The 26778-nt window shown below is 72.2% G+C and carries 22 protein-coding genes and 1 tRNA gene; 15 read left to right on the top strand and 8 right to left on the bottom strand.

Annotation, left to right across the window (positions count from 1 at the left end; genetic code table 11):
• Positions 1 to 279: 279 nt before the first annotated feature.
• The 4 genes from AB0947_RS09705 to AB0947_RS09690 form a co-directional block, all read right to left on the bottom strand.
• Positions 280 to 1113: an S-methyl-5'-thioadenosine phosphorylase gene (locus AB0947_RS09705; RefSeq protein ID WP_366749762.1), complete on the bottom strand. Its 834-nt coding sequence runs from the start codon at positions 1111 to 1113 to the stop codon at positions 280 to 282.
• 99 nt (positions 1114 to 1212) lie between these two features.
• Positions 1213 to 1527, bottom strand: a complete 315-nt coding sequence (locus AB0947_RS09700) for an FmdB family zinc ribbon protein (protein ID WP_366749761.1) — start codon at positions 1525 to 1527, stop codon at positions 1213 to 1215.
• A 67-nt stretch (positions 1528 to 1594) separates the two neighbouring features.
• Positions 1595 to 2890: an MFS transporter gene (locus AB0947_RS09695; RefSeq protein ID WP_366749760.1), complete on the bottom strand. Its 1296-nt coding sequence runs from the start codon at positions 2888 to 2890 to the stop codon at positions 1595 to 1597.
• A 244-nt stretch (positions 2891 to 3134) separates the two neighbouring features.
• Positions 3135 to 4664, bottom strand: coding sequence for a potassium/proton antiporter (locus tag AB0947_RS09690; protein WP_366749758.1), 1530 nt, complete (start codon positions 4662 to 4664; stop codon positions 3135 to 3137).
• 195 nt (positions 4665 to 4859) lie between these two features.
• Between AB0947_RS09690 and AB0947_RS09685 the strand changes: the two genes are divergently transcribed.
• Positions 4860 to 7781 (top strand): penicillin acylase family protein, encoded by a 2922-nt coding sequence (locus AB0947_RS09685; protein WP_366749756.1) that lies wholly within the window; start codon positions 4860 to 4862, stop codon positions 7779 to 7781.
• A 67-nt stretch (positions 7782 to 7848) separates the two neighbouring features.
• Here the strand turns inward: AB0947_RS09685 and AB0947_RS09680 are convergent, their stop codons facing one another.
• Positions 7849 to 8469 (bottom strand): 5-formyltetrahydrofolate cyclo-ligase, encoded by a 621-nt coding sequence (locus tag AB0947_RS09680; RefSeq protein WP_366749755.1) that lies wholly within the window; start codon positions 8467 to 8469, stop codon positions 7849 to 7851.
• A gap of 95 nt (positions 8470 to 8564) precedes the next feature.
• Here AB0947_RS09680 and galU point away from each other — a divergent pair, with 95 nt between their 5' ends.
• The 7 genes from galU to AB0947_RS09645 all read left to right on the top strand — a co-directional run bounded on the left by galU (position 8565) and on the right by AB0947_RS09645 (position 14104).
• Positions 8565 to 9476, top strand: a complete 912-nt coding sequence (gene galU, locus AB0947_RS09675) for a UTP--glucose-1-phosphate uridylyltransferase GalU (protein WP_366749754.1) — start codon at positions 8565 to 8567, stop codon at positions 9474 to 9476.
• Complete coding sequence (gene glp, locus AB0947_RS09670) at positions 9473 to 10795, top strand: gephyrin-like molybdotransferase Glp (protein WP_366749753.1); 1323 nt, start codon at positions 9473 to 9475, stop codon at positions 10793 to 10795. Before galU ends, glp begins: the two co-directional genes overlap by 4 nt.
• An 84-nt stretch (positions 10796 to 10879) precedes the next feature.
• Positions 10880 to 11392 (top strand): cyclic pyranopterin monophosphate synthase MoaC, encoded by a 513-nt coding sequence (moaC, locus tag AB0947_RS09665; RefSeq protein WP_103809876.1) that lies wholly within the window; start codon positions 10880 to 10882, stop codon positions 11390 to 11392.
• Complete coding sequence (locus AB0947_RS09660) at positions 11389 to 11892, top strand: MogA/MoaB family molybdenum cofactor biosynthesis protein (protein WP_366749751.1); 504 nt, start codon at positions 11389 to 11391, stop codon at positions 11890 to 11892. Before moaC ends, AB0947_RS09660 begins: the two co-directional genes overlap by 4 nt.
• On the top strand, positions 11889 to 12527 hold the full coding sequence (locus AB0947_RS09655; RefSeq protein WP_366749949.1) for a GNAT family protein: 639 nt from the start codon (positions 11889 to 11891) through the stop codon (positions 12525 to 12527). Before AB0947_RS09660 ends, AB0947_RS09655 begins: the two co-directional genes overlap by 4 nt.
• 176 nt (positions 12528 to 12703) lie before the next feature.
• Positions 12704 to 13939 carry a gephyrin-like molybdotransferase receptor GlpR gene (gene glpR / locus AB0947_RS09650; protein WP_366749750.1) on the top strand — a complete coding sequence of 412 codons (1236 nt, stop codon included), beginning with the start codon at positions 12704 to 12706 and terminating at the stop codon, positions 13937 to 13939.
• Positions 13940 to 14030: 91 nt separating this feature from the next.
• A tRNA-Ala gene (locus AB0947_RS09645) sits at positions 14031 to 14104 on the top strand.
• Between the two features lie 109 nt (positions 14105 to 14213).
• On the opposite strand, the gene AB0947_RS09640 is transcribed toward AB0947_RS09645, so the two are convergent.
• Positions 14214 to 14690 carry a GNAT family N-acetyltransferase gene (locus AB0947_RS09640; RefSeq protein ID WP_366749749.1) on the bottom strand — a complete coding sequence of 159 codons (477 nt, stop codon included), beginning with the start codon at positions 14688 to 14690 and terminating at the stop codon, positions 14214 to 14216.
• Positions 14691 to 14771: 81 nt separating this feature from the next.
• Between AB0947_RS09640 and AB0947_RS09635 the strand changes: the two genes are divergently transcribed.
• On the top strand, positions 14772 to 15575 hold the full coding sequence (locus AB0947_RS09635) for an exodeoxyribonuclease III (RefSeq protein WP_366749748.1): 804 nt from the start codon (positions 14772 to 14774) through the stop codon (positions 15573 to 15575).
• A gap of 185 nt (positions 15576 to 15760) precedes the next feature.
• Here AB0947_RS09635 and AB0947_RS09630 read toward each other — a convergent pair whose 3' ends face one another.
• Entirely contained in the window at positions 15761 to 16381 is a 621-nt protein-coding gene (locus tag AB0947_RS09630; RefSeq protein WP_366749948.1) for a MerR family transcriptional regulator, read from the bottom strand.
• A 177-nt stretch (positions 16382 to 16558) separates the two neighbouring features.
• On the opposite strand from AB0947_RS09630, the gene AB0947_RS09625 reads away from it, so the two are divergent.
• The 4 genes from AB0947_RS09625 to AB0947_RS09610 all read left to right on the top strand — a co-directional run bounded on the left by AB0947_RS09625 (position 16559) and on the right by AB0947_RS09610 (position 20230).
• Positions 16559 to 18085, top strand: a complete 1527-nt coding sequence (locus AB0947_RS09625; RefSeq protein WP_366749747.1) for an NAD(P)/FAD-dependent oxidoreductase — start codon at positions 16559 to 16561, stop codon at positions 18083 to 18085.
• On the top strand, positions 18082 to 19035 hold the full coding sequence (locus AB0947_RS09620) for an alpha/beta hydrolase (protein ID WP_366749745.1): 954 nt from the start codon (positions 18082 to 18084) through the stop codon (positions 19033 to 19035). Before AB0947_RS09625 ends, AB0947_RS09620 begins: the two co-directional genes overlap by 4 nt.
• Entirely contained in the window at positions 19032 to 19916 is an 885-nt protein-coding gene (locus tag AB0947_RS09615; protein WP_366749743.1) for an SDR family oxidoreductase, read from the top strand. Before AB0947_RS09620 ends, AB0947_RS09615 begins: the two co-directional genes overlap by 4 nt.
• Before the next feature lie 89 nt (positions 19917 to 20005).
• Positions 20006 to 20230, top strand: coding sequence for a hypothetical protein (locus tag AB0947_RS09610; protein ID WP_366749742.1), 225 nt, complete (start codon positions 20006 to 20008; stop codon positions 20228 to 20230).
• 76 nt (positions 20231 to 20306) lie between these two features.
• Here the strand turns inward: AB0947_RS09610 and AB0947_RS09605 are convergent, their stop codons facing one another.
• Entirely contained in the window at positions 20307 to 23606 is a 3300-nt protein-coding gene (locus tag AB0947_RS09605) for a S41 family peptidase (protein ID WP_366749740.1), read from the bottom strand.
• Positions 23607 to 23786: 180 nt separating this feature from the next.
• On the opposite strand from AB0947_RS09605, the gene AB0947_RS09600 reads away from it, so the two are divergent.
• Together AB0947_RS09600 and AB0947_RS09595 are read left to right on the top strand one after the other, a co-directional pair.
• Positions 23787 to 24389 (top strand): TetR/AcrR family transcriptional regulator, encoded by a 603-nt coding sequence (locus tag AB0947_RS09600; RefSeq protein WP_366749739.1) that lies wholly within the window; start codon positions 23787 to 23789, stop codon positions 24387 to 24389.
• A 103-nt stretch (positions 24390 to 24492) separates the two neighbouring features.
• Positions 24493 to 26697, top strand: coding sequence for an MMPL family transporter (locus AB0947_RS09595; protein WP_366749738.1), 2205 nt, complete (start codon positions 24493 to 24495; stop codon positions 26695 to 26697).
• The last annotated feature ends 81 nt before the right edge of the window (positions 26698 to 26778 follow it).

Below are 26778 nucleotides of genomic sequence, written 5' to 3'. Positions count from 1 at the left end.
TGCGCCCGAGCGGACTGAGCCACCGAGCCACACTCAGCGCCCGAGCGGACTGAGCCACCGAGCCACACTCAGCGCCCGAGCGGACTGAGCCACCGAGCCACACTCAGCGCCCGAGCGGACTGAGCCACCGAACCGCACTCAGCGCCCGAGCGGACTGAGCCACCGAGCCACACTCAGCGCCCAAGCGCACGCAGCCACCCAGCCGCATTCAGCGCCCGAACCGCACTCAGCCACCGAGCCGAGCCCCGCCCGGCCCCCAGCCCGCCCCGACCTCCCGGCCTACGGCAACGCGAACCCCGGGTCCATCCCGCCCAGCGCGTTCACGCACAGGCAGTCCCGCTGCCCGGTCTCCGGCAGGGCCGCCACCGCGTCGAAGAGCACGCCGCGCAGTCGGTCCACGTTGGCCGCGAACACGCGCAGCACCTCCTCGTGCGAGACGCCCTCACCGGTCTCGGCGCCCGCGTCGAGGTCGGTGACCAGGGTCAGCGAGGTGTAGCACAGCTCCATCTCCCGGGCGAGCGCCGCCTCGGGGTGGCCGGTCATGCCCACCACCGACCAGCCCTGGGCCTGGTGCCACAGGGATTCGGCGCGCGTCGAGAAGCGCGGGCCCTCGACCACGACCAGCGTGCCGCCGTCCACCGGCTCCCAGTCCCGGCCGCGCGCGGCCTTCAGCGCTGCGGCGCGCCCGGTGGGGCAGTACGGGTCGGCCATGGACACGTGCACGACGTTCGGCACGGTGCCGTCGGGCAGGGGCAGCCCGTCGAAGTACGTCTGTGCCCGGGTCTTCGTACGGTCCACGAACTGGTCGGGCACGAGCAGGGTGCCCGGCCCGTACTCGGGGCGCAGGCCGCCCACCGCGCACGGTCCGAGCACCTGCCGTACGCCGACCGAGCGCAGGGCCCACAGGTTGGCGCGGTAGTTGATGCGGTGCGGGGGCAGATGGTGGCCGCGGCCGTGCCGGGGCAGGAAGGCGACCTTCCGGCCGGCGACCTCGCCGAGGAAGAGCGAGTCGCTGGGCGACCCGTAGGGGGTGTCCACCTGGACCTCGGTGACGTCGTCCAGGAAGGAGTAGAAACCCGAACCGCCGATGACGCCGATCTCTGCTTTGGCCATGACCAGCACACTAGCGGGCCGCGCGGGCGCGGGGGAGCCGGTGCCGGGGAAGCCCGAAGACCCCGCCGTCGTGCGACGGCGGGGTCCGGACGAGAGGTGTCAGGCGGCGGAGCTGCTGGCGGAGCCGGAGCCCGAAGAGGACGTGGATGTCGAAGAGGACGTGGACGTCGAGGAGGACGTCTTCGCGTCGGACGACGAACCGGCCGGCTTCGACGCCGGGCTGCTGCTCGACGTGGAGCCGCGGGAGTCGTTGCGGTAGAAGCCCGAGCCCTTGAAGACGATACCGACCGCGGAGAACACCTTCTTCAGGCGGCCGTTGCAGTTGGGGCACACGGTCAGGGCGTCGTCGGTGAACTTCTGCACCGCCTCAAGGCCCTCGCCGCACTCGGTGCACTGGTACTGGTAGGTCGGCACTGTCTTCCTCCTGGCACTCTCACTCAATGAGTGCTAACGACGGTCCATAGTGACGTATTCCCGGGGATCAGTCCACCGTGACCGGCACGCGGTGACCGACGCCACGCGCGACCGTGCGGTTCCCGTGCCGTGCGGCCAGCCGCGACCGCAGCGTCACCAGGGTCACCAGCGCGAGCACGGTGCCGCCCATCGGCACCAGGAACCCGGCGCCGTCCCACAGCCGGTCCTCCAGCTGTCCGGCGACCGTGACGGCGGCGGCCTGGCCGAGCGCGACGGCGCCGGTCAGCCAGGTGAACGCCTCGGTCCGGGCGCCGTCCGGGACCAGGCCGTCGACCAGCGTGTAGCCGGTGATCAGCGAGGGGGCGATGCACATGCCGACCAGCAGGCCGAGCGCGGCGAGCAGCGGCACCGAGTGCGCCGTCCACAGGGCGGACGCCGCCACCGCGAGCGCCGTGTAACCGAGCACCAGCCGCTTCTGCGGAGCCGTCTTCCAGGCGACCGCGCCGCAGACGATGCCGGACAGCATGTTCCCGGCGGCGAAGACGCCGTACAGCACGCCGTTCAGGCCGGGCTCGCCGATCGACTCGGTGAAGGCCGCGAGCGACACCTGCATGCCGCCGAAGACCGAGCCGATGCCGAGGAAGGTGACGACCAGCACGCGCACGCCCGGGACCCGCAGGGCGGAGGCGTGCCGCACGCGCGCGTGCCCGCTCTCCCGGGACACCGGCGGCTGCGTGCTCTTCCGCGCGGCGAACAGCAGGCCGCCGACGAGGGTCAGCCCGGCCTCCGCGACCAGGCCCGCGGCCGGTGTCACGGTCGTGCACAGCGCGGTCGCCAGCAGGGGGCCGACGACGAAGGTCAGCTCGTCCGTGACCGACTCGAACGCCGCCGCCGTGGTCATCAGGGGCGAGCCCTGGAGCCGCGCGCCCCAGCGCGCCCGCACCATCGGGCCGACCTGCGGGACGGAGGCGCCCGTCGGGACGGCGGCCAGGAACAGCGCCCACAGGGGCGCGTGCGCCAGCGCGAGCGCGGTCAGGGACAGACCGGACAGCGTGTGCACCAGGACGCCGGGGATCAGCACGGCCCGCTGGCCGTAGCGGTCGGCGAGGCGGCCGCTGTACGGCGCGAACACCGCCATGGAGACGCCGGTGGCCGCGGCGGCGGCGCCCGCGGCGCCGTACGAGCCGGTGGTGTGCTGGACGAGCAGCACGATCGAGAGGGTGAGCATCGCGAACGGCTGGCGCGCGGCGAAACCGGGGAGCAGGAACGTCCAGGCGCCGCGGGTGCGCAGCAGCTGTCCGTATCCGGGGCGGGGCGACGCCGGCGGGTTCTCGGCCGGCCCGGTGGTGACCGTGGACTCCACGGCCCGTGCCTTTCTTCCGCCTGGTAGCGCGCCCGTGCGGGGGCGCCGAGAGCTGTCCTCTTGCGCGGAACTGCGGTAGATACCGGTGCCTCCGCGGAGGGTGTTCCGGCCGCCATACGGTCGCGCCAGCTCTGCATCAGGCAGAGTTGGTTCGATCAGGGTGCCTTCATACTACAGGGATCATGGGCTGTGGCCCTGTGAAAGCGAGCACGCCCGCGGGGCCCGCCTGTGATTGCCGCGGGGCTCACCCGCGGTCGCCGTCCGCGCCCAGCCAGCCCGCCAGCTTGCCGCCGTGGGCGACCGCGCGCAGCCGCCGTTCCGCCGCGTCGCGGACCGGGTCGGTGGCGACGACCAGCAGTTCGTCGCCGTGCCGCAGCACGGTCGAGGGCAGCGGCACGAACGACTTCCCCTCGCGCACGACGAGGGTGACGGCCGCGCCGGGCGGCAGCCGCAGCTCGCTGACCTCCACGCCGTGCATCCGGGAGCCCTCGGGGACGGTGACGGACAGCAGGTGCCCCCGGAGCCGTTCCAGGGGCGCCGACTCGATGCCGAGGTCGGCGGCCTCGCCCTTCTCCCCGAGCCGGAGCGTGCGGGCCAGCCAGGGCAGGGTCGGCCCCTGGATCAGGGTGTAGACGACGACCAGGACGAAGACGATGTTGAAGATCCGGCGGCTGCCGGCGACGCCGTTCACCATGGGGATGGTCGCCAGGATGATGGGCACGGCGCCGCGCAGCCCGGCCCACGACATCAGGATCCGCTCCGGCCGCGGCACCCGGAACGGCGCCAGGCTGAGCACCACGCTCAGCGGGCGGGCCACCATGGTCAGCACCAGCCCGATGACCAGCGCGGGCACGATGTCGTCGCCCAGATCGTGCGGGGTCACCAGCAGGCCGAGCACGACGAACATGCCGATCTGGGCGATCCAGCCGAGCCCCTCGGCGAAGCCGCGGGTGGCGGGCCAGTGGGGGAGCCTGGCGTTGCCGAGGATCATGGAGGCCAGGTAGACGGCGAGGAAGCCGCTGCCGTGCGCCAGCGCGCCGGCCGCGTACGCCGTGACGGCGATGGCCATCACGGCGATCGGGTAGAGACCGGAGGCGGGCAGCGCGACGTGCCTGAGCCCCCAGGAGCCGAACCAGCCCACCGCGAGGCCCAGCGCCGCGCCGATGACCAGCTCCAGGACTATCTCGCCGAGCAGCAGGTACCAGTGCTCGACCGGGCCGGCCGTGCAGAAGGCGACGACCAGGATGACCACCGGGGCGTCGTTGAACCCGGACTCGGCCTCCAGCGTGCCCGTCACGCGCGCGGGGAGGGGGATTTTCCGCAGGACCGAGAAGACCGCCGCCGCGTCCGTCGACGACACCACCGCCCCGATGATGAACGCCTGCCGCCACTCCAGCCCGACCAGGTAGTGCGCGCCCGCCGCGGTGACGCCCACGCTGATCGCGACGCCGACGGTCGCCAGGACGGAGGCGGACGGCAGGACCGGCCGGACCTCCTTCCACTTCGTGCCCAGACCGCCCTCGGCGAGGATCACGACCAGGGCCGCGTATCCCATGACCTGGGTCGTCGCGGCGCTGTTGAACTGGATGTGCGCGATGCCGTCCTGGCCCATGAGGACGCCGATGCCCAGGTACACGAGCAGGCTGGGCAGGCCGCTGCGGGAGGAGACCCGGACGGCCGCGACGGCGACGAGCAGGACGACGGAGCAGACGAGCAGGAGCTGGTTGAGGTGGTGAACAGTCAGGGGGCGTTCCTCCTCCGGGATCGGGCCCACGGATCTTCGGTTACTTCGTTACCTTACCTAACTCTTGACGATTTCTTGACGTTCGCGAGGCAAGATCGAACGCTCGTACGCGCTCGTTCCCGACTCCGCGTCAAGCGGGACGGGGCCCTGCGCCTATGGTTGCTCCAGCGCTCATTCAAAGTCACAGCCCGACCTGCCGCTCGCGTTAGGACAGCAAGGACAGCGATGCCCCCCAACACCACCGCCACCACGGGTGACACCGCCGCAGCGGGTGCCACGTCCGTCAAGTCCGGCAGGAAGAAGGGGCGCAAAGCCCGACTCCTCGTGCTGGTGCTGGTCCTGGCCATCATCGGAGGCATCGCCTACGGGGCGTACTGGTCGATCAGCACCGTCCGCGCCTCCTTCCCGCAGACCACCGGTTCGGTCAAGCTCGACGGCCTGTCCGGGCCGGTCGACGTCAAGCGGGACGGCTACGGCATTCCGCAGATCTACGCGTCCTCGGACGAGGACCTGTTCATGGCGCAGGGCTACGTCCAGGCGCAGGACCGGTTCTACGAGATGGACGTGCGCCGGCACATGACCTCCGGGCGCCTGTCGGAGATGTTCGGCAAGAGCCAGGTCAAGAACGACGAGTTCCTGCGCACCCTCGGCTGGGACCGGATCGCGCGGCAGGAGTACGACACCAAGCTGTCGGCGTCCGGCAAGAAGTACCTCCAGGCCTACGCCAAGGGGGTCAACGCCTACCTCCAGGGCAAGGACGGCAAGGACATCTCCCTGGAGTACGCGGCCCTGGGCTTCGCCAACGACTACAAGCCGGCGAAGTGGACCCCGGTCGACTCCGTCTCCTGGCTGAAGGCGATGGCCTGGGACCTGCGCGGGAACATGCAGGACGAGATCGACCGCGCCCTGATGACCAGCCGTCTCGGCCCGCAGCAGATCCAGGACCTGTACCCGGCGTACCCGTACGGCCGCAACAAGCCGATCGTCCAGGAGGGCCAGTACGACGCGGTGACCCAGGCCTTCCAGCAGAGCGGCGCCACGAACTCCGCCGGGGGCACGGGCACGACCGGGACGACCGGCACGACGGGGACGACCGGGACCACCAACGGGACCACCGGGACGACCGGGACCACGGGGACGACCGGCACGACGGGGACGACCGGGACCACGGGCACGACTGGCACCACGGGCACGACGGGCTCGACGGGTGGGACCGGGTCCTCCGCCTCGGCCGGGACGGGTTCGTCCCTCACGAGCCAGCTGGGCGGCCTCTACAGCGTCCTGGACGACCTGCCCACGGCCGTCGGCGTGAACGGCCAGGGCATCGGCTCCAACTCGTGGGTGGTCGCCGGGAAGTACACCATCACCGGCAAGCCGCTGCTCGCCAACGACCCGCACCTGTCGGCGTCCCTGCCGTCCGTCTGGTACCAGATGGGCCTGCACTGCCGCACCGTCTCCAGCAAGTGCCAGTACGACGTCACCGGCTACACGTTCGCGGGCATGCCCGGTGTGATCATCGGCCACAACGGCAAGATCGCCTGGGGCCTGACCAACTCCGGGGTCGACGTCACCGACCTCTACCTGGAGAAGGTCAGCGCCAACGGCTACCTGTACGACGGCAAGGTCCGGCCGTTCAAGACCCGCCAGGAGACCATCAAGGTCGCCGGGGGCTCGGCCAAGACGATCGTCGTCCGGCAGACCCAGGACGGGATGCCGCTGCTGTCCGACCGTGACGACGAACTCGTCCAGGTCGGCAAGAGGGCCACCGTGAACACCGCCGCGCCCGACCGCGGTGACGGCTACGGCATCGCCCTGCGGTGGACCGCGCTCGACCCGGGCACGACCATGGACGCCGTCTTCGCCCTGGACAGGGCCGGGGACTGGAGCGACTTCCGCGCGGCGGCGGCCTTGTTCGACGTGCCCTCGCAGAACCTGGTCTACGCCAGCACGGACAACCACATCGGCTACACGCTGCCCGGCAGGATCCCCGCCCGCACCGCCCAGGACTCCGGTGCCGTCCCGGTGCCCGGCTGGGACTCGAAGTACCGCTGGAAGGGCTTCATCAAGCAGGACGAACTGCCGTACGAGTACGACCCGAAGCGCGGCTACATCGTCACCGCCAACCAGGCCGTGGTCGACCAGGGCACGTACCCGTACACCCTCACCACCGACTGGGGCTACGGCATCCGCAGCCAGCGCATCACCGACCTGATCGAGTCCAAGATCAAGGACGGCGGCAAGATCTCCACCGACGACATGCGGCAGATGCAGCTGGACAACAGCAGCGAGATCGCCAAGCTCCTGGTGCCCAAGCTGCTGAAGATCAACCTGAAGGACGCGGACGTCCGCCAGGCGCAGAAGCTGCTGGAGGGCTGGGACTACACCCAGGACGCCGACTCCGCGGCGGCCGCGTACTTCAACGCCGTCTGGCGCAACATCCTCAAGCTCGCCTTCGGCAACAAGCTCCCCAAGGAGCTGCGCGTCAAGGGACAGTGCCTGTGGGTCGACAAGATCGACAGCACCGGCCCGGTGGACGACGACACCAAGGTGCGCGAGTGCGGCCAGCGCGACGCCGACCAGGCGCAGCCGGACGGCGGCGACCGCTGGTTCGAGGTCGTGCGCACCCTGATGGACAAGCCGGACAGCGACTGGTGGAAGACGCCCAGGTCGGGCACCCGCCCCGCCGCCGAGAACCGCGACCAGCTCTTCGCCCGCGCCATGATCGACGCCCGCTGGGAGCTGACCGCCAAGCTCGGCAAGGACATCGACACCTGGAGCTGGGGCCGTCTGCACCGGCTGTTCCTGAAGAACCAGACGCTCGGCACCGAGGGCCCCAAGGCCCTGCAGTACCTCCTCAACCGCGGCCCCTGGAAGCTCAGCGGCGGCGAGGCGACGGTGAACGCGACCGGCTGGAACGCCGCCGGCGGCTACAACGTGGTCTGGGTGCCGTCCATGCGGATGGTCGTCAACCTCGCCGACCTCGACAAGTCCAAGTGGATCAACCTGACCGGCGCCTCCGGGCACGCCTTCAGCGCGCACTACACGGACCAGACGAGCAAGTGGGCCAAGGGCGAGCTGCTGCCCTGGTCGTTCTCCGGCGAGGCGGTGGGCAAGAGCACGAGCGACACCCTGATCCTCAAGCCCTGACCACCGGCACAGAGCACGCAACGGCCCTCCACGCGCGCGTGGAGGGCCGTTGCCGTCCGGGGGAGGGTCAGCGCTGAGGGAAGCGGCGCACTCCCGACGGCGTCACCACCGCGTGCACCGGCTTGTCGTGCGCCTCCGCCGGGACGCGCGCGACGACCTCCGTGTCGTAGAGCAGCACCACGAGCCGGGGGCGCGCGCCCGCGCGCTCCAGCCGGGCCAGCACCCGGTCGTACGACCCTCCGCCGCGTCCCAGGCGCATCCCGCGCCCGTCCACCGCGAGGCCGGGCAGCAGGACCACGTCCGCGTCCGTCACGGCGTCCGGGCCCAGACGCGGACCGGAGGGTTCGAAAAGAGCCATTCTGCCGCCGTGATGGACGCGGGTGAGGGAGTCCGGGCCGGCGTACTCGCCCCAGTCCAGGTCGTTGTCGGGCAGCAGCACGGGCAGCAGGACGCGCACGCCCCGCGCGCGCAGGGCGTCCATCAGGTCGAGCGTGCCGGGTTCGCCGCCCACCGAGACGTACGCCGCCACCGTGCGGCCACGCGCCAGCTCGGGCAGCTCCAGGGCGCGCTCCGCCAGCGCGCGGCCCGCCACGCGGACGTCATCCGCCGTCAACCTTTTCCTCACCCCGAGGAACTCTCGCCGAAACGCGCGCTTGTCAGGCTCGCCCTTACGTCCGTCGTGTTCCACTGGTCGTCCTCGCGCCCTTCTTAATGCAGGTCATATAAGGGTCAAGCAACCTGAGCCACAGATTCCCCACAAAGGCACCGGATATGGTTGCGGGCATGACTCAGTCCCACCCCAGGATCAGCAAGGCTGTCATTCCGGCGGCCGGCCTCGGCACCCGGTTCCTGCCGGCTACCAAAGCCACTCCCAAGGAGATGCTGCCGGTCGTAGACAAGCCGGCGATCCAGTACGTGGTCGAGGAGGCCGTGTCGGCGGGGCTCGACGACGTCCTGATGATCACCGGGCGCAACAAGCGTCCGCTCGAGGACCACTTCGACCGCAACTACGAGCTGGAATCGGCGCTGCAGAAGAAGGGCGACGCCGAACGGCTCGCCAAGGTGCAGGAGTCCAGCGACCTGGCCACCATGCACTACGTGCGCCAGGGCGACCCCAGGGGCCTCGGGCACGCCGTGCTGTGCGCCGCCCCGCACGTCGGCCACGAGCCCTTCGCCGTCCTCCTCGGTGACGACCTGATCGACCCGCGGGACCCGCTGCTCGCGCGCATGATCGAGATCCAGGAGCGGCACGGCGGCAGCGTCGTCGCCCTGATGGAGGTCGCGCCGGAGCAGATCCACCTCTACGGCTGCGCGGCCGTGGAGGCCACCGCCGACGGCGACGTGGTCAAGGTGACCGGACTGGTCGAGAAGCCGGACCCGGCGGACGCCCCGTCGAACTACGCGATCATCGGACGCTACGTCCTCGACCCGCACGTGTTCGGCATACTGCGCAAGACCGAGCCGGGCCGGGGCGGCGAGATCCAGCTCACCGACGCCCTCCAGCAGCTCGCGCAGGACGAGAAGGTCGGCGGCCCGGTGCACGGCGTCGTCTTCCAGGGCCGCCGCTATGACACCGGCGACCGTGGCGACTACCTGCGTGCCATTGTCAGACTCGCGTGCGAACGTGAGGACCTGGGCCCGGACTTCCGGACCTGGCTCCGCAGTTACGTAGCCGAGGAGATGCAGCAATCTTGAGCAGCGCCGCGACCCGCCCCGCCGGCCCGGACGACCTGTGGTCGGTGGACGAGCACCTTGAGGACATCCTCTCGACCGTCCGCCCCCTCGAACCCATCGAGCTGCAACTGCTCGACGCCCAGGGCTGCGTCCTGGTCGACGACGTCACGGTGCCGGTGTCCCTGCCGCCGTTCGACAACAGCTCCATGGACGGGTACGCGGTGCGGGTCGCGGACGTGGCGGGCGCCGGGGAGGAGTTCCCGGCCGTCCTGGAGGTCGTCGGGGACGTCGCGGCCGGCGCGGCCGACCCGGTGCGGGTCGGCCCCGGACAGGCCGCGCGCATCATGACCGGCGCGCCGCTGCCGCCCGGCGCCGAGGCCGTCGTCCCCGTCGAGTGGACCGACGGCGGGCTCGGCGAGGGCCCGGTCAGCGGCATGCGGGCGCGCAGCTCGGCCCCCGAGGGCGCCGAGGGCCACGTGCACGTGTACCGCCCCGCCGAGGCACGCGCGCACGTGCGGGACAAGGGCAGCGACGTGAAGGCCGGGGACCTCGCCCTGGAGGCCGGGACGGTCCTCGGCCCGCCGCACATCGCGCTGCTCGCCGCGATCGGCCGCGGCACGGTGCGCGTGCGCCCCCGCCCGCGCGTGGTCGTGGTGTCCACCGGCAGCGAACTGGTCCAGCCCGGCGAGCAACTGGCCGGCGGGCAGATCTACGACTCCAACAGCTTCGCCCTCACCGCCGCCGCCCGGGACGCGGGCGCCATCGCCTACCGGGTGGGCGCCGTCGCCGACGACGCCGAGACCCTGCGCTCCACCATCGAGGACCAGCTCATCCGCGCCGACCTGCTGGTGACCACGGGCGGGGTGAGCGTCGGGGCGTACGACGTCGTCAAGGAGGCGCTGGCGTACGCCGCGGACGCGGACGAGGCGGGCGGCGGCGTGGAGTTCCGCAAGCTCGCCATGCAGCCCGGCAAGCCCCAGGGCTTCGGTTCCATCGGCCCCGACCACACCCCGCTGCTGGCACTGCCCGGCAACCCCGTGTCGTCGTACGTCTCCTTCGAGCTGTTCGTCCGGCCCGCCATCCGCGCGCTGATGGGCCTCACGGACCTCCACCGGCCCCGCGTGCGGGCCGTGCTCAAGGCCGACGGGGCGCTGCGCTCGCCCAAGGGCCGCCGCCAGTTCCTGCGCGGCACCTACGCCGGCGGCGAGGTGACCCCGGTGGGCGGTGCCGGTTCCCATCTGATCGCCGCGCTGGCGCAGGCGGACGCGCTGATCGTCGTGCCCGAGGACATGGAGTCCGTGGAGCCCGGCAGCGAGGTCGAGGTGGTCCTGCTCGGCTGAGCCCGGCTGGTTGGCGGTACCGTGTCGCGCACAGCAGGCCCGCGCGCCGCACCGCGCCGGGCCCGGACCGGGAGCGCCACAGCCATGACCCAGCCTTCCCGGGGGGAGACCCCCGGAGCCCCTGTGCAGGACCGACTGACGCACATCGACGAGGCGGGCGCGGCCCGCATGGTCGACGTGTCCGGGAAGGACGTGACCGCGCGCACCGCCCGCGCCAGCGGCCGGGTCCTCGTCGCACCGCGCGTGGTCGAGCTGCTGCGCGGCGAGGGCGTGCCCAAGGGGGACGCCCTGGCCACCGCGCGGATCGCCGGGATCATGGGCGCCAAGCGCACCCCGGATCTGATCCCCCTGTGCCACCCGTTGTCGGTGTCCGGTGTGACACTGGACCTGTCGGTCGCGGACGACGCCGTGGAGATCCGGGCCACCGTGAAGACCACGGACCGCACGGGCGTCGAGATGGAGGCCCTCACCGCGGTGACGGTCGCCGCGCTCACCGTGATCGACATGGTCAAGGCGGTCGACAAGGGGGCGGTCATCACGGACGTACGGGTGGAGGAGAAGACGGGCGGCAAGTCGGGTGACTGGAGCCGGGCATGACCTACCGTGCTCTGGTGATCACCGCTTCCAACCGGGCCGCCGCGCGCGTCTACGCGGACAAGGGCGGCCCGCTGGTCGCCGACGGCCTCAGCGGCCTCGGGTTCGACGTCGACGGCCCGCGGGTCGTACCCGACGGCGACCCCGTGGAGGCGGCCCTGCGCGCGGGCGTCGCCGCCGGGTACGACGTCGTCGTCACCACCGGCGGCACCGGCCTGTCGCCCACCGACCGCACCCCCGAGGCGACCCGCGCGGTGATCGCGTACGAGGTGCCGGGCATCGCGGAGGCCATCCGCGCGTACGGGCGGGACAAGGTGCCGACCGCAGCGCTCTCCCGGGGCCTGGCCGGAGTGGCCGGGCGTACGCTGATCGTCAACCTGCCCGGGTCGACCGGCGGGGTGCGCGACGGGCTCGCCGTGCTGGAGCCCCTGCTGCTCCACGCCGTCGACCAGATCCGCGGCGGTGACCACCCGAGACCCGGCGGTACGGGGGGTGCGAGCTGAACGGCCCGTCCTGGCCCGTCGTACTGGCGGACGGCGATGTCGTCCTCCGGCCGATAAAGCTGCGCGACCAGCGGGTCTGGCGCGAGGTGAACCGGCGCAACCGCGACTGGCTGCGCCCGTGGGAGGCGACCATCCCGCCGCCCACGCCGAGCGGGCCGATCGCGCACCGGCCGACCTACCGCCAGATGGTCCGGCATCTGCGCTCCGAGGCGAACGCGGGCCGGATGCTCCCGTTCGTCATCGAGTACCAGGGGCAGCTGGTCGGGCAATTGACGGTCGCCGGGATCACCTGGGGCTCGATGTGCTCGGGGCACGTCGGCTACTGGGTGGACGAGGCGGTGGCCGGGCGCGGGGTGATGCCGACGGCCGTCGCGCTCGTGGTGGACCACTGTTTCCGCACCGTCGGCCTGCACCGCGTCGAGGTCTGCATTCGCCCGGAGAACAGGCCGAGCCGGCGGGTCGTGGAGAAACTCGGATTCCGCGAGGAGGGGCTCCGGCCGCGTTATCTGCACATCGACGGTGCCTGGCGCGACCATCTCGTCTTCGCGCTCACCGCGGAAGAGGTGCCCGACGGGTTGCTCACGCGGTGGAAGCGGGCGCGCTCGCGCGGGAGCCAGCGCACCGAGAGTCCGTGAATTGAATATGTGTTCGAAAATGACCGACTGCTGACCGACTCGGGGCGCCGAATTCCCGGCTGCGGTGGTCCGCTGATCGCAAGCGTCGCAAAAAATGCTGGAAATATGAGCCAGATCGTGCGACACACCGGCCCAATTGGCGGATGGCCTCACACAAACCCCTCTACGGTGTGAGCGTGAGCAGCAGCGGCCTCATCTACGCAGTCATTGTCGGGGCCTGGGCCGCCTACTTGGTGCCGATGTGGCTCCGTAGGCAGGACGAGCTGAACGAGGCCCGTCCGACGGAACGCTTCAGCACCGCCATCCGGCTGCTGTCCGGACGGGCGGGTATGGAGCGCCGGTACGCCAGGGACCTGCGGGCGCGCTCCACCCAGGAGGAGGAGCCGGGCGCCGTCGATCCGGACGCCGTCACCGACTCGGTGGACGTCCGTGCCTTCGCCGTGCCTCCGACCCGCCGTCAGGCGGCCGTCGAGGCCGAGGCCGAGGCGCCCGGCGGCACCGAGGCGCCGAGCGACCAGGTCTCCGTCCCGGCGTCCCGGCCCGCCCCCGCGACCCCGCCGGCCCAGCAGCGTGAACCGGCAGCACGCAGCGCGCCCTCGGCGCAGGCGGCCGCGGCACGCGCCCGGCGCACCAAGGTGCTCGCGCGCCGACGGCGCACCACCGTGGTGCTCTTCCTCGCCTTCACCCTCGGCGCGATCGTCGCCGCCGTCGGCGGCCTCGCCTTCCTCTGGGTGCCCGCCGCGCCCGCCGTGCTCCTCAGCGCGTACATCGCCTATCTGCGCACTCAGGAGCGCCGCCGGTTCGCCTACCAGATGGACCGGCGCCACGCCGAGGCCGCCGCCCAGCGCCTGCGCGAGCGCCAGCCCCGCCGGCGCGCGCCCCTGGAGACGGGACCGGCCGCCGAGGAACCGGAGGAGGTCCAGCCCACCGAGACCGGCACCGGACTGTCCGCGCTCGCCGCCGACCGGCGCGCCCTCGTCGAGCAGACCGACCACGCCGAGTGGGTCGACCAGCAGCGCGAGCGGCAGCGCAGGCCCGGCCACGGGGAGAGCTGGGACCCGGTGCCGGTGCCGCTGCCCACGTACGTGACCGCGCCCGTCGCCCCGCGCGCGACCTCCGACGTGGACCTCGGCGCGCCCGACACCTGGAGCTCGGCACGCTCCAGCGCGGTCGTGCCGGAGCAGGAGGCGGGCCACGCCACCGACAGCGAGGCACGCGACCCGGAGGCGGTACCCGGGCAGAAGAAGGGGGACAAGGCGGCGGACGGCCGCCCCCACGCCCGGACCCGCTCGCGCGGCGCGGCCTCCGCCGCGGCCGCCGCCCGCCGGGCACGGGAACGCGAACGCACGCCGCTCTTCGACCAGTACGACCCCTACGAGGACGACGACCGTCCGCGCGCGGCCAACGAGTGACCCCGGTCACCTCGGAAACCCCCGCCCTGACCAGTCAGGGAGCGGATTTCCAAGCACCCCGATCGGGATGCTAAAGTTTCACTCGTTGCAAGGGCCTGTGGCGCAGTCCGGTAGCGCACCTCGTTCGCATCGAGGGGGCCAGGGGTTCAAATCCCCTCAGGTCCACTGCACGAAGAAGATCCCGTCGGTCATCACGACCGGTCGGGATCTTCTTCGTTTCCGCCGTGCGACGGCGGCATCGCCGCCGCACGGGCGGCGGCTTCACCGCCCCCGGTCAGAGCCGCTTGGCGTAGCAGAGGCTCTCCTCGTGGTGCCGGTAGTAGCCGAACTTGGCGCACGGCTCGTAGCCGCTGGAGGTGTACAGGGCGATGGCCTCCGGCTGCTTGGTGCCCGTCTCCAGGACCATGCGGACCCGGCCGGCCATGCGGGCGTCCTCCTCCAGGGCCGCGAGCATGCGGCGGGCCAGCCCCCGGCCGCGCATCTCCGCGACGACGTACATCCGCTTCAGTTCCGCGTCGCCGTCCTCGTTGCCCTCCTCGTTGCGGTCCTGGCTGCGCCAGCCGCCGGTGGCCACGGGGCGGTCGCGCTCGTCGTACGCGATCAGGTACACGCCCCGGGGCGGGTCGAAGTCGGCGGCGTCCAGGGCGGTGGCGTCGCCCCCGTCGCCGTAGCGCTGGTGGTACTCGGCCTGGACCTCGTCGTTGAGCTTCAGGGCGTCGGGGTGATCGAAACGAACACGGCGGATAATCATGCTGGGCATCGTACTTCTATGCAGTCGGCGGGCGGTCCCGGATTTTGCGGACCCCGACCAGTGTGCCGGTATCGTGCCCGGGTGCTGACTGTGACCTCGGTGAACGTGAACGGGCTGCGGGCCGCCGCGAAGAAGGGCTTCGTGGAATGGCTCGCCGGGACGGACGCGGACGTCGTCTGCCTCCAGGAGGTGCGGGCCGAGCCGCACCAGCTGCCCGAGGAGGCCGGCCGGCCCGACGGCTGGCACGTCGTGCACGCCCCGGCCGCCGCCAAGGGCCGTGCGGGCGTCTCCCTCTACACCCGGCGCGAACCCGACCGGGTCCGGGTCGGCTTCGGCTCCGCCGAGTTCGACGGCAGCGGGCGCTACGTCGAGGCCGACCTGCCCGGCGTCACCGTCGCCTCCCTCTATCTGCCCTCCGGCGAGGTCGGCACCGAGCGGCAGGACGAGAAGGTCCGCTTCATGGGCGAGTTCCTGGCCCATCTGAAGGAGCTGCGCGAACGGGCCGCCGCCGACGGGCGCGAGGTCCTCGTCTGCGGCGACTGGAACATCGCCCACCGCCAGGCCGACCTGAAGAACTGGCGCGGCAACACCAGGAGCTCCGGCTTCCTGCCCGAGGAACGGGACTGGCTCGACCGCGTCTTCGCCCCTGAGGACGGCGGCTACGTCGACGTCGTCCGCGCCCTGCACCCGGACGCGGAGGGCCCGTACACCTGGTGGTCGTACCGGGGGCGGGCCTTCGACAACGATTCGGGCTGGCGCATCGACCACCACGTGGCCACGCCCGGTCTCGCCGGCAAGGCGGTCAAGGGCTTCGTCGAGCGCGCGGCCACGCACGCCGACCGCTGGTCGGACCACGCGCCGGTGACGGTCGTCTACGACCTCTAGGGTCTTTCGTCTGGATCAGGCCGGATCAGGGAGCGGGGTCTGGTGCCGTGCATCGCAAGGCGGAGGAGGGCGCCATGGCGGAGCCATGGCAACCGACGACAACGCGGCGAGGCGCGGTGCCAGGGCACGCGAGCCCGGCATGATCCAAACGAGAGACCCTAGGCCCGCTCGTCCGGCCTTCCCGGTCAGTCCCGCTTGTTCAGCCGGCGGTCCAGTGCCAGGGAGAGTTCCGCCTCCACCACGCTGCGGGCCAGCGGGCGCAGTCGGCGCAGGTCCTCCTCGGGGCCGTGGCGCAGGATCAGGTCGGCGAAGAGTTCGGCCAGGGCGTCGGCGTGCTCGCGGACGCGGGCGCCGGCCGCCAGCACCTCGGCGAGCGGGATGCCCTCGCGGACCAGCGCGGAGGAGACGTCCAGCAGGCGCCGGCTGATGTGGACGATCTCGTCGCCGTCGGTGCCGAGGTAGCCCAGTTCCAGGGCGGCGGCCAGGTTCTCGGGGGTGACCTCGCCCTCGAAGCGGGCGGCGAGTTCCTCGGGGGTGAGGCGGACGGGCTCCTCCTCGGTGGGGGTGCCGACGCCGAGCAGGTCGGCGACGTCGCGGCCCTGGTCGAGGGCGTCGGCGAGTTCCGCGATGCCGTTCAGGGTGTGGCCGCGTTCCAGGAGTGCCGCGATGGTGCGCAGCCGGGCCAGGTGGTGGTCGTCGTACCAGGCGATGCGGCCCTCGCGGCGGGGCGGCCCGATCAGCTTGCGTTCGCGGTAGAAGCGCAGGGTGCGCACGGTGATGCCGGCGCGCCGGGCCAGCTCCTCCATGCGGTACTCGCGCCTGACCGTGGGGTGTTCCGCGTCCTCTGCCACGACCGCAGCCTATGGCGTACTGCCGGTAACTTTCCTTCGGCCGGCCCCTACCGCTCGGTAGGCGGCTGTTCTACAGTCCCATTGCGCCAGTGTTCACTGGCAGAGTCCTAGGCGATGCGTGGAGGCTTCGGGATGGCCGAGCACGAGCATGTACGGGTGGCGGTGATCGGGTCCGGGTTCGGCGGGCTGGGGGCCGCCGTGCGGCTGCGCCGCGAGGGAATCACCGACTTCGTCGTCCTGGAGCGGGCCGGCAGCGTCGGCGGCACCTGGCGGGACAACAGCTACCCCGGGTGCGCCTGTGACGTGCCCTCGCACCTGTACTCCTTCTCCTTCGCGCCCCACCCGGACTGGCCGCGCACCTTCTCCGGACAGCGGCACATCCGCGCCTATCTGGAGCACGTCACCGACGTCTTCGGGCTGCGCCCGCACCTCCGCCTCGACTCCGAGGTCAAGCTGATGACCTGGGACAACGAGAACCTGCGGTGGACCATCGAGACCACGCGCGGCACGCTGACCGCCGATGTGGTCGTCTCCGCCACCGGGCCGCTGTCCGACCCGAAGGTCCCCGACGTCCCCGGTCTCGACTCCTTCCCGGGCAAGGTGTTCCACTCCGCCCGCTGGGACCACGACTACGACCTGCGCGGCAAGCGGGTCGCCGTGATCGGCACCGGAGCCTCCGCCATCCAGATCGTCCCCGCCATCCAGCCGCAGGCCGGCCGGCTCACCCTCTTCCAGCGCACCCCGCCCTGGGTGCTGCCCCGCGTCGACCGCGCCATCAGCGGCGCCGAGCGCTGGCTGCACCGCCGGCTGCCCGTCACCGCCCAGGTCCGGCGCGGACTGCTGTGGGGCATCCGGGAGCTCCAGGTGCAGGCGTTCACCAAGCGCCCGGACGAACTCGGCCTGGTCGAACAGCTCGCCAAGCGGAACATGGCCCGCGCGATCAAGGATCCGGAGCTGCGCGCCAGGCTCACCCCGGACTACCGCATCGGCTGCAAGCGCATCCTGCTGTCCAGCGCGTACTACCCGGCGCTGGCCAGGCCGAATGTGGACGTCGTCGGCGGGCTGAGCGAGATCCGCGGGTCCACGGCGGTGGCGGCCGACGGCACCGAGGCCGAGGTCGACGTGATCATCTTCAGCACCGGTTTCCACGTCACGGACATGCCCATCGCCGAGCGCGTGGTCGGCGCGGAGGGCATCACGCTCGCGGAGTCCTGGAAGAACGGCATGCGGGCGCTGCGCGGCGCCTCGGCGGCCGGGTTCCCGAACTGGATGACGATCATCGGGCCCAACACCGGCCTCGGGAACTCCTCCATGATCCTCATGATCGAGTCCCAGCTCAGCTACATGGCCGACTATCTGCGCCAGCTCGACGTCCTGGGCGGCCGTACCGCCCTCGACGCGCGGCCCGCCGCCGTCGACGCCTGGAACGACAGGGTGCAGGAGCGCATGAAGCGGACCGTGTGGAGCACCGGCGGCTGCACCAGCTGGTACCTGGACGCGAGCGGCCGCAACACCACCATCTGGCCCGGTACGACGACCGAGTTCCGGCGTGCCACGCGGCGGGTGGACCTCGCGGAGTACGAGGTGCTGCGGAAACCCGCGCCGGTGTCCGGCCCCGGCGCCGGGCCGGCCGGCCGCAAGAGCGGGGCCGCCGCATGAGCCGGAGCGCCCACGTCACCTCCGGCCCCTACGCCCCGCCCGTCCCGGCCCGTACCCTCACCGCCGTCTCCGCCGACGGCGCGCGGCTGCACGTGGAGGTGCACGGCCACGAGGACGCGCCACCGGTCGTCCTCGCCCACGGCTGGACCTGCTCGACGGCGTTCTGGGCCGCCCAGATACGGGACTTGGCCGCCGACCACCGGGTGATCGCCTACGACCAGAGGGGGCACGGGCGCAGTCCCGCGAGCCCCGCGTGTACCACCGAGGCGCTGGCGGACGATCTGGAAGCGGTGCTCGGTCAGACGCTGGCGCGCGGGGAGAAGGCGCTCGTCGCCGGTCACTCCATGGGCGGCATGACGGTCATGGCGGCGGCCGGGCGCCCCCGCTTCCGGGAACACGCCGCCGCCGTCCTGCTGTGCAGCACGGGGAGTTCGGGGCTGGTCGCCCGGTCGCGGGTGGTGCCGCTGCCCGCCGGGCGCGTGCGCACCTGGATCACCGGGCGCGTCCTCGGTTCCCGCGCGCCCCTCGGGCCGGTCACACCGGTCGCGCGGAGCGTCCTCAAGTACGCCACGATGGGCGCGGGTTCGGCCCCGCACATGGTGGAGGCGTGCGCGCGGATCGTGCACGCCTGCCCGCGTGCCGCGCGCCACGCGTGGTCGGCGGTCCTCGCCGGGCTCGATCTCGACCACGCCGTACGGCGGTTGGGCGTGCCCACCGCCGTGCTGCACGGCGCGTCCGACCGGCTCACGCCCGCGGTGCACGCCCGTGCGCTGGTCGCCGCGCTGCCGCACTGCGTCGGCCTCACCGAGCTGCCCGGCGTCGGCCACATGACCCCGGTCGAGGCCCCGCAGCCGGTGACCGCCCGCATCCGGGAACTCGTCGGCACGTATGTCACGGGGGCCGTCCCCGGGCACGGTTCCACCCCCGCGCAGATCAAGGAGGGCGCATGAGCAGGGTCAGCCTCGAAGGACAGGTCGCGGTCGTCACGGGAGCGGCGCGCGGCGTCGGTGAGCTGCTGGCGCGCAAACTGTCCGCGCGCGGCGCGAAGGTGGCGCTGGTCGGGCTGGAGGAGGAGGCGCTGAAGGAGGTCTCCGGGCGGCTGCACAGCGACAGCGCCCACTGGTACGCCGACGTCACCGACCACGAGACGATGAGCCGGGTCGCCGAGGAGGTGAAGGCGCGGTTCGGGAAGGTCGACATCGTGGTCGCCAACGCCGGTGTGGCGACGGGCGGTCCGTTCGCCGACTCCGATCCGCAGGCGTGGCGGCGGGTCATCGAGGTGAACCTCATCGGTTCGGCGGTCACCGCGCGGGCGTTCCTGCCGGTGCTCGTGGAGAGCCGCGGCTACCTGCTCCAGATCGCCTCGCTCGCCGCGATCACGCCCGCGCCGATGATGACGGCGTACTGCGCGTCCAAGTCGGGCGTGGAGGCGTACGCGCACAGTCTGCGCGCCGAGGTGGGCTACCAGGGCGTCCGCGTCGGCGTCGGGTACCTGTCGTGGACGGACACCGACATGGTGCGCGGGGCCGACCAGGACGACGTCATGCGGGAGCTGCGGCAGCGGCTGCCGTGGCCGTCCAACAAGACCTATCCGCTGGGTCCCGCCGTGGACCGGCTCGTGGAGGGCATCGAGCGGCGCTCGGCGCACGTGTACGGGCAGTGGTGGCTGCGCGGCATGCAGGGCGTGCGCGGATATCTGCCGGGGCTCATCGGGACGGTCGGGCAGCGCGAGATGAAGCGGTTCGCGCCCCGCCTGAAGGGCATGCGTTCCGGGCTCGTCGGCGCAGGTGGGGAGGCCGACGAGGCGGCTCGCGCTACGCACCGTAACTGATCGACATGCGCACCGTGTTCGCCCGTGTGAATCTGGTCGAGGCCCCACCGACGGGGCCGGACCCCCACTCATCACGGGAGTGAACCCACATGGGTATGAAGGACCAGTTCCAGGAGAAGTCCCGCCAGGCCAAGGACAAGATGGACCAGGGCCGCGAGAAGGCCGGCCAGCGCGGTCCGCAGCAGGGCCGCCAGGGCCAGCAGCAGGGCCGCCAGGGCCAGCAGCCGTCGGAGCGGGGCGGCCAGAACCACCGTGACATCGAGGACACGGAGCAGCAGATGGAGGACCGGTACGACCGGGACTACGACGCCTGACCGCTGCGCTCGGCTCCGGCCGGTTGACGAGGGGTGCCCTTCTTCCGGGAGGGCACCCCGCGTCGGGTCCGGCAGGTCAGGAAGTCGCCCGCGGGGGCAGCTTCGGGCGGGATCGGTCCGGGACGCCGTCGTAGGTCGGGGGGATCGCCGCCGGGTCGGACTCCAGCAGTTCCAGGGCGAGTTCCACCGCGTCGGCGAGCTGGGCGTGGCGGCCCTCCGCCCAGTCCAGCGGGGTGCGCAGGATCTCCAGGTCGGGGGCGACGCCGTGGTTCTCCACGGACCAGCCGTAGGCGTCGAACCAGGCCGCGTTCATCGGTACGGTGATGACCGTGCCGTCGCCGAGCCGGTGCCGGCCGGTCATGCCGACCACTCCGCCCCAGGTGCGCTGGCCGACGACCGGGCCGAGCTTCAGCAGCTTGAAGGCGGCGGTGATCATGTCGCCGTCGGAGGAGGTCGCCTCGTCGGCGAGGGCGACGATGGGCCCGCGCGGGGCGTTCGAGGCGTACGACACCGGTTGCGCGTCCCGGGTCAGGTCCCAGCCCAGGATGGTCCGGGTCAGTTTCTCGACGACGAGTTCGCTGATGTGGCCGCCCGCGTTGCCGCGCACGTCCACGATGAGCGCCGGCCGGGACACCTCCATGCGCAGGTCGCGGTTGAACTGGGCCCAGCCGGAGCCGCCCATGTCGGGGATGTGCAGGTAGCCGCACCTGCCGCCGCTCAACTCGCGGACGACCTGCCGGCGTTTGGCGACCCAGTCCTGGTAGCGCAGCGGCCGTTCGTCGACGAGCGGGACGACCGCGACGCGGCGGGCGTGCCCGGTATCGTCCTCGGACGGGGTGAACGTCAGCTCCACGGTCGTTCCGCCCGAGCCGGCCAGCAGCGGGTACGGGCCCGCCACCGGGTCGACCGCGCGGCCCTCGACGTGGGTCAGGACGGCGCCCTCGCGGATGCCCGTGCCGGCCAGCGGCGAGCGGGCCCTGGAGTCGGAGGAGTCGCCGGCGAGGATGCGCTTGACCACCCAGCGTCCGTCCCGGCGGACGAAGTTGGCGCCGAGGAGGCCCTGCCAGCGCTGGTAGTGCGGCGGGCCCTCGTTGCGGCGGGCGGCGGTGACGTAGGCGTGCGAGGTGCCCAGCTCGCCGAGGACCTCGCGGAGCAGGTCGGCGAACTCGTCGGGGGACGCGACCCGTTCGACCAGCGGGCGGTACTGTTCGAGCACCGCGGGCCAGTCGATGCCGCACATGCCCGGCTCCCAGAAGTAGGCGCGGATCAGACGGCCCGCCTCGTCGTAGGCCTGGCGCCACTCGGCGGGCGGGTCGGCCTGGTGCAGGATGCGGCGCACGTCGATCCAGACGGTCGAGTCCGCGTCGCCGATCTCGGTCGACGGCACCGCCCGCAGCTCGCCCTCGTCCACGACGACCAGCCGGGTGCCGTCGCCGCTCACGGTGAACCAGTCCAGGTGGTCGACCAGTTCGGACTTCTTCGCCTTGGCGATGTTGAAGTACTCCAGGGTGGGGCGTCCGCTGATGTCGGCCGGGTTGACGAAGGTCTCGCCGAGCGCGCCGGAGATCGGCCAGCGCAGCCAGACCAGGCCGCCGCCCGCGACCGGGCAGAGCCCGGAGTACTTGGAGGCGATGACCGGGAACGGGGTGACGCGGTCCGCCAGCCCCTCGGCCTCGACCGTCACCGTGCCGGCCTCACCGGTCTCCTCGTCCTCCAGCGGATCGAGCCCGCCGGCGGCCGGGCGGCCCTCGGGGTTCAGGGCGAACGGGGAGGGGGTGGCCGAGGAGAGCGGGACCAGGTACGGGCGGCAGCCGAGCGGGAAGGACAGGTCGCCGGTGTGCACGTCGTAGACCGGGTCGAAGCCGCGCCAGGAGAGGAAGGCGAGGTAGCGGCCGTCGCGGGTGAAGACCGGGTTCTCGTCCTCGAAGCGGCCGTTCGTCACGTCCACGACCAGCCGGTCCTTGATGCGGGCCAGCTTGATCTGGCGCAGGGAGCGGCCGATGCCGGGGTGCGACCAGGTGAGCCAGGAGCCGTCGGGGGAGAAGGCGAGGTCGCGGACCGGGCCGTTGAGGGACCGGATCAGCTCGGTGATGCCGGCCGCCGCCCCGCTCTCCCCCTCGCCCTGCTCCGGCTCCGGCGCGGCTTCCCCGGGTTCCGCCGCACCGTCCTCCGGCACGTCGATCAGCAGCAGCCGCCCGTCGTGCGAGGCCACGGCCAGGCGTTCGCCCTCGGGGTCGCAGGCCATCTCCAGGACCCGGCCCAGCGCGCCGGAGGCCAGCCGCCGGGGCGGGCGGTCGCCGGTGGCGCGGGGCAGGCGGGCGATCTCGACGGCGTCCTCGCCCTCGGCGTCGGTGACGTAGGCGATCTGCCCGGTGGAGCCCAGCATCTCCGGCAGCCGTACCCGGACGCCGGGCGTGTCGGTGATCGTACGGGCCGGGCCGTCGCGGTGGGTGAGCCAGTACAGGCTGCCGCGGACGACGACCGCGCTGGCCCGGCCGGTCTCGTCCACGGAGATGCCGTCGACGTTCTGCGCGGCCGGCACCTGGTAGCGGCGGCGGCCGGTGCGCGGTCCGGCGAGCCGGACGTCGAGCTTGCGCGGCATGCCGCCCGGCGAGAAGTCGTCCACCAGCCACAGGTCGCCCGCGCACTGGTAGACCACCCGGTCGCCGTCGCCGGCGGCGTGCCGGGCGTAGAAGGCGTCGTGGTCGGTGTGCCGGCGCAGGTCGGTGCCGTCGTAGGCGCAGGAGTAGAGGTTGCCGACGCCCTCGTGGTCGGAGAGGAAGGCGATCCGGCCGGCGACGAACATGGGGCAGGCCAGATGGCCTTCCAGGTCCGGCAGCAGGCGCTGCCCGTGCAGCCACAGCCGGCCCATGGCGCCGCCGCGGTACCGCTTCCAGGAGGCCGGTTCGTGCGGCGGGGTGCCGGTGAGCAGCAGGGTCCTGTGCTCGCCGGCGAGGTCGGCGCACTGGATGTCGGCGACCGGGCCCCAGGGCAGCCGCCCGCCCGGGTCGCCGTCGGCGGGGACCTTGTAGGCCCAGGTGAAGTGGGAGAAGGGCTGGCCGTGGGAGGCCACGGCCAGGATGTCGCCGTCCGGGGTCCAGCCGCAGACCTGGGTGTCGGTGCTGCCCCAGTACGTCAGCTGGCGTCCGGGGCCGCCGCCGGCGTCGACGAGGTGGATCTCGGGGGCGAGGCTGCGCCAGGTCGTGTAGGCGATCCGGCGGCCGTCGGGGGAGAAGCGCGGGTGGCCGGTCTTGGTGCGGTCCGCGGTGAGCCGCCAGGCGCGGCCCGGGGCGTCGAGGGGGGCCAGCCAGAGGTCGTCCTCCGCGACGAAGCACAGCAGGTCACCGCTGAGGTGGGGAAGGCGCAGATAGCTCACGTTCCCATGCTTTTCCGGGCATACGGCGCGGGCAACTCGTGGGGTCCGCGCCGCCCGGTTCCTTACAGGCCCTTCACCTTCGTGACCCACCGCACGTACGAAACGGTTTCGTTTCGCTGGTGCACGGGGTATCTTCATGGATGTACGAGGAAGAAGCTCCGGAGCGGGAAGGTGACGGGCATGACCGAAGCCGTCGCGGCGACACGTCGCAGCCGCATCACGCCCGAGCGCGAGGCCGAGCTGTACGAGGCCGTGCTCGACCTGCTCCGCGAGGTCGGCTACGACGCCCTCACCATGGACGCCGTGGCCGCCCGCACCCGGTCCAGCAAGGCCACGCTCTACCGCCAGTGGGGCGGCAAGGCCGAGCTGGTGGCCAAGGCCGTGCGGCACAGCAAGCCGGGCCGGGCCGGCGACGTCGACACCGGCTCCCTCAGAGGCGATCTGCACGCGCTCACCCTGCGTGCGGACGACTGCGAGATGGAACAGAGCTCCGCGCTGATGCGGGGCCTGGCCATGGCGGTGCACGGCAACCCGGACCTGCTCACAGCGTTCCGGGAGCACCTCGTCGAGCCGGAGATGGCGGAGTTCCGCCGCGTGCTGCAACGGGCGATCGACCGGGGCGAGGTCCGCGCGGACAACCCCGCGCTCGGATTCATGATGCACATGATGATCGGCGCGTTCGCCGCCCGCACACTGATCGACGAGCAGCCTCCGACGCAGGACTTCCTCCTCTCGTACATCGACGCCGTGGTCCTCCCCGCCTTCGGCGTCACCGCGAGCTGACGCTCTTCCCCAGCAAGCCCACCACCTGACGTCACCGCTCACGTCGTCGGGCTGATCACCCCTGCCCAGCTGAACCCAACGACCTGACCGGGAGTACGCCTCCGTGGCCACGTTCCTCTACAAACTCGGACGCCTCGCCTTCCGGCGACGGCACTTCGTCGCCCTCATATGGGTCGCGCTGCTCACCCTCGCCGGGGTGGGCGCCGCCTCCGCGCCGGCCGCCGGCAACACGTCCTTCTCCATCCCCGGCACCGAGGCCCAGAAGGCCTTCGACCTGCTGGAACAGCGCTTCCCCGGGATGAGCGCCGACGGCGCCACCGCCCGGGTCGTCTTCAAGGCCCCCCAGGGCGAGAAGATGACGGACGCCGTCAACAAGGCGACCGTCGAGAAGACCGTCAAGGAGCTGCGCAGCGGCTCCGAGGTCGCCTCCGTCGCCGACCCCTACACCGGCCACGCCGTCAGCAAGAACGGCACCATCGCCTACGCCTCGGTGAAGTACGGGGCCTCCGGCATGGAGCTGGAGGACTCCTCCAAGGACGCGCTGAAGCACGCGGCCCAGGACGCGCGGGACGCGGGCCTCACCGTCGAGATCGGCGGTGACGCGCTGAGCGCGGCCCCCGAGACCGGCTCCAGCGAGATCATCGGCATCGCGATCGCCGCGGTCGTCCTGGTCATCACCTTCGGCTCGCTGCTCGCGGCCGGATTCCCGCTGCTCACCGCCATCATCGGGGTCGGCATCGGCGTCTCCGCGATCACCGCGCTCGCCAGCGCCCTGGACCTGGGCACCACCACCTCCACCCTCGCCTCGATGATCGGCCTCGCCGTCGGCATCGACTACGCCCTCTTCATCGTCTCCCGCTACCGCGCCGAACTCGCCGAGGGCCGCGAGCGCGAGGACGCGGCCGGACGCGCCGTCGGCACGGCGGGCTCGGCGGTCGTCTTCGCCGGCCTCACCGTCGTCATCGCGCTGGTCGGCCTGTCCGTCGTCAACATCCCGATGCTGACGAAGATGGGCGTCGCCGCGGCGGGCACGGTCGCCATCGCCGTCCTCATCGCGCTGACCATGATCCCGGCACTGCTCGGCTACGCCGGCCGCAGGATCAGGCCGGCCGGCCAGAAGAGCAGGCTGCTGGGCGGCGGCCGCACGCCGAAGAAGCCGGGCCGCCCCAACATGGGCACCCGCTGGGCCAGCTTCGTCGTCCGCCGCCCGGTCGCCGTGCTGCTGCTCGGTGTGCTCGGGCTCGGCGCGGCGGCGATCCCGGCCGCCTCCCTGGAACTGGGCCTGCCCGACGACGGCTCCCAGCCGGCCTCCACCACCCAGCGCCGCGCCTACGACCTGCTCTCCGAGGGCTTCGGGCCCGGCTTCAACGGCCCGCTGATGATCGTCGTCGACGCCAAGGACAGCGCCGACCCCAAGGCCGCGTTCCGCGAGGTCGGCGACGAGATCAAGGGCCTGAAGGACGTCGTCACCGTCACCCCGGCCACGCCCAACAAGGCCGGCGACACCGCGACGATCACCGTCGTCCCCGGCTCCAAGCCGTCCTCGACCACCACCGAGGACCTGGTGCACGCCATCCGCGACAAGGGCGCGGACATCGCCCGCACGACCGACTCCAAAGTCCTGGTCACCGGCTCGACGGCGATGAACATCGACGTCTCGCAGAAGCTGAACGACGCGCTCCTGCCGTACCTGGCCCTGGTCGTCGGCCTGGCCTTCCTCCTGCTGATCGTGGTCTTCCGCTCGATCCTGGTCCCGCTGAAGGCGGCGCTCGGCTTCCTGCTCAGCGTGATGGCGGCCCTCGGCGCCGTGGTCGCGGTCTTCCAGTGGGGCTGGCTGTCGGGCCTGCTGAACGTCGAGGAGACCGGCCCGGTCATGTCGATGATGCCGATCTTCATGGTGGGCGTCGTCTTCGGCCTCGCGATGGACTACGAGGTGTTCCTCGTGACCCGCATGCGGGAGGCGTACGTCCACGGCGAGAAGCCCAGCCAGGCGGTGGTGACGGGCTTCAGGCACGGCGCCCGGGTCGTGACCGCCGCCGCCGTCATCATGATCGCCGTCTTCTCCGGCTTCATCGGCTCCAGCGAGTCGATGATCAAGATGATCGGCTTCGGCCTCGCCATCGCCGTCTTCTTCGACGCGTTCCTCGTCCGCATGGCCATCGTCCCGGCGGTCCTCGCCCTGCTCGGCAAGCGGGCCTGGTGGCTGCCGAAGTGGCTGGACCGCGCCCTGCCCAACGTGGACGTGGAGGGCGAGGGCCTGCGCGCCCACGCCGACCGCGAGGACGAGAAGGAGCTGGTACGGGCCTGACGTACCGCTCCTGACACAGAGCCGCCGGTGAGGGTGCCCGTGGGGACGGGGCTGCACCCTCACCGGCTTTCCCGCTAGCGT

It is taken from the genome of Streptomyces sp. NPDC047841, from assembly GCF_040704085.1.
Lineage (GTDB): Bacteria > Actinomycetota > Actinomycetes > Streptomycetales > Streptomycetaceae > Streptomyces > Streptomyces argyrophylli.
This window is presented reverse-complemented; position numbering and strand designations above follow the sequence as displayed.

Excerpts from the sequence above, each read along its gene's own strand:
- AB0947_RS09705 (WP_366749762.1), bottom strand. The coding sequence starts at position 1,113 with ATGGCCAAAGCAGAGATCGGCGTCATCGGCGGTTCGGGTTTCTACTCC.
- AB0947_RS09685 (WP_366749756.1), top strand. The coding sequence starts at position 4,860 with ATGCCCCCCAACACCACCGCCACCACGGGTGACACCGCCGCAGCGGGT.
- galU (WP_366749754.1), top strand. The coding sequence starts at position 8,565 with ATGACTCAGTCCCACCCCAGGATCAGCAAGGCTGTCATTCCGGCGGCC.
- moaC (WP_103809876.1), top strand. The coding sequence starts at position 10,880 with ATGACCCAGCCTTCCCGGGGGGAGACCCCCGGAGCCCCTGTGCAGGAC.
- AB0947_RS09660 (WP_366749751.1), top strand. The coding sequence starts at position 11,389 with ATGACCTACCGTGCTCTGGTGATCACCGCTTCCAACCGGGCCGCCGCG.
- AB0947_RS09640 (WP_366749749.1), bottom strand. The coding sequence starts at position 14,690 with ATGATTATCCGCCGTGTTCGTTTCGATCACCCCGACGCCCTGAAGCTC.
- AB0947_RS09630 (WP_366749948.1), bottom strand. The coding sequence starts at position 16,381 with ATGGAGGAGCTGGCCCGGCGCGCCGGCATCACCGTGCGCACCCTGCGC.
- AB0947_RS09625 (WP_366749747.1), top strand. The coding sequence starts at position 16,559 with ATGGCCGAGCACGAGCATGTACGGGTGGCGGTGATCGGGTCCGGGTTC.
- AB0947_RS09620 (WP_366749745.1), top strand. The coding sequence starts at position 18,082 with ATGAGCCGGAGCGCCCACGTCACCTCCGGCCCCTACGCCCCGCCCGTC.
- AB0947_RS09615 (WP_366749743.1), top strand. The coding sequence starts at position 19,032 with ATGAGCAGGGTCAGCCTCGAAGGACAGGTCGCGGTCGTCACGGGAGCG.
- AB0947_RS09610 (WP_366749742.1), top strand. The coding sequence starts at position 20,006 with ATGGGTATGAAGGACCAGTTCCAGGAGAAGTCCCGCCAGGCCAAGGAC.
- AB0947_RS09600 (WP_366749739.1), top strand. The coding sequence starts at position 23,787 with ATGACCGAAGCCGTCGCGGCGACACGTCGCAGCCGCATCACGCCCGAG.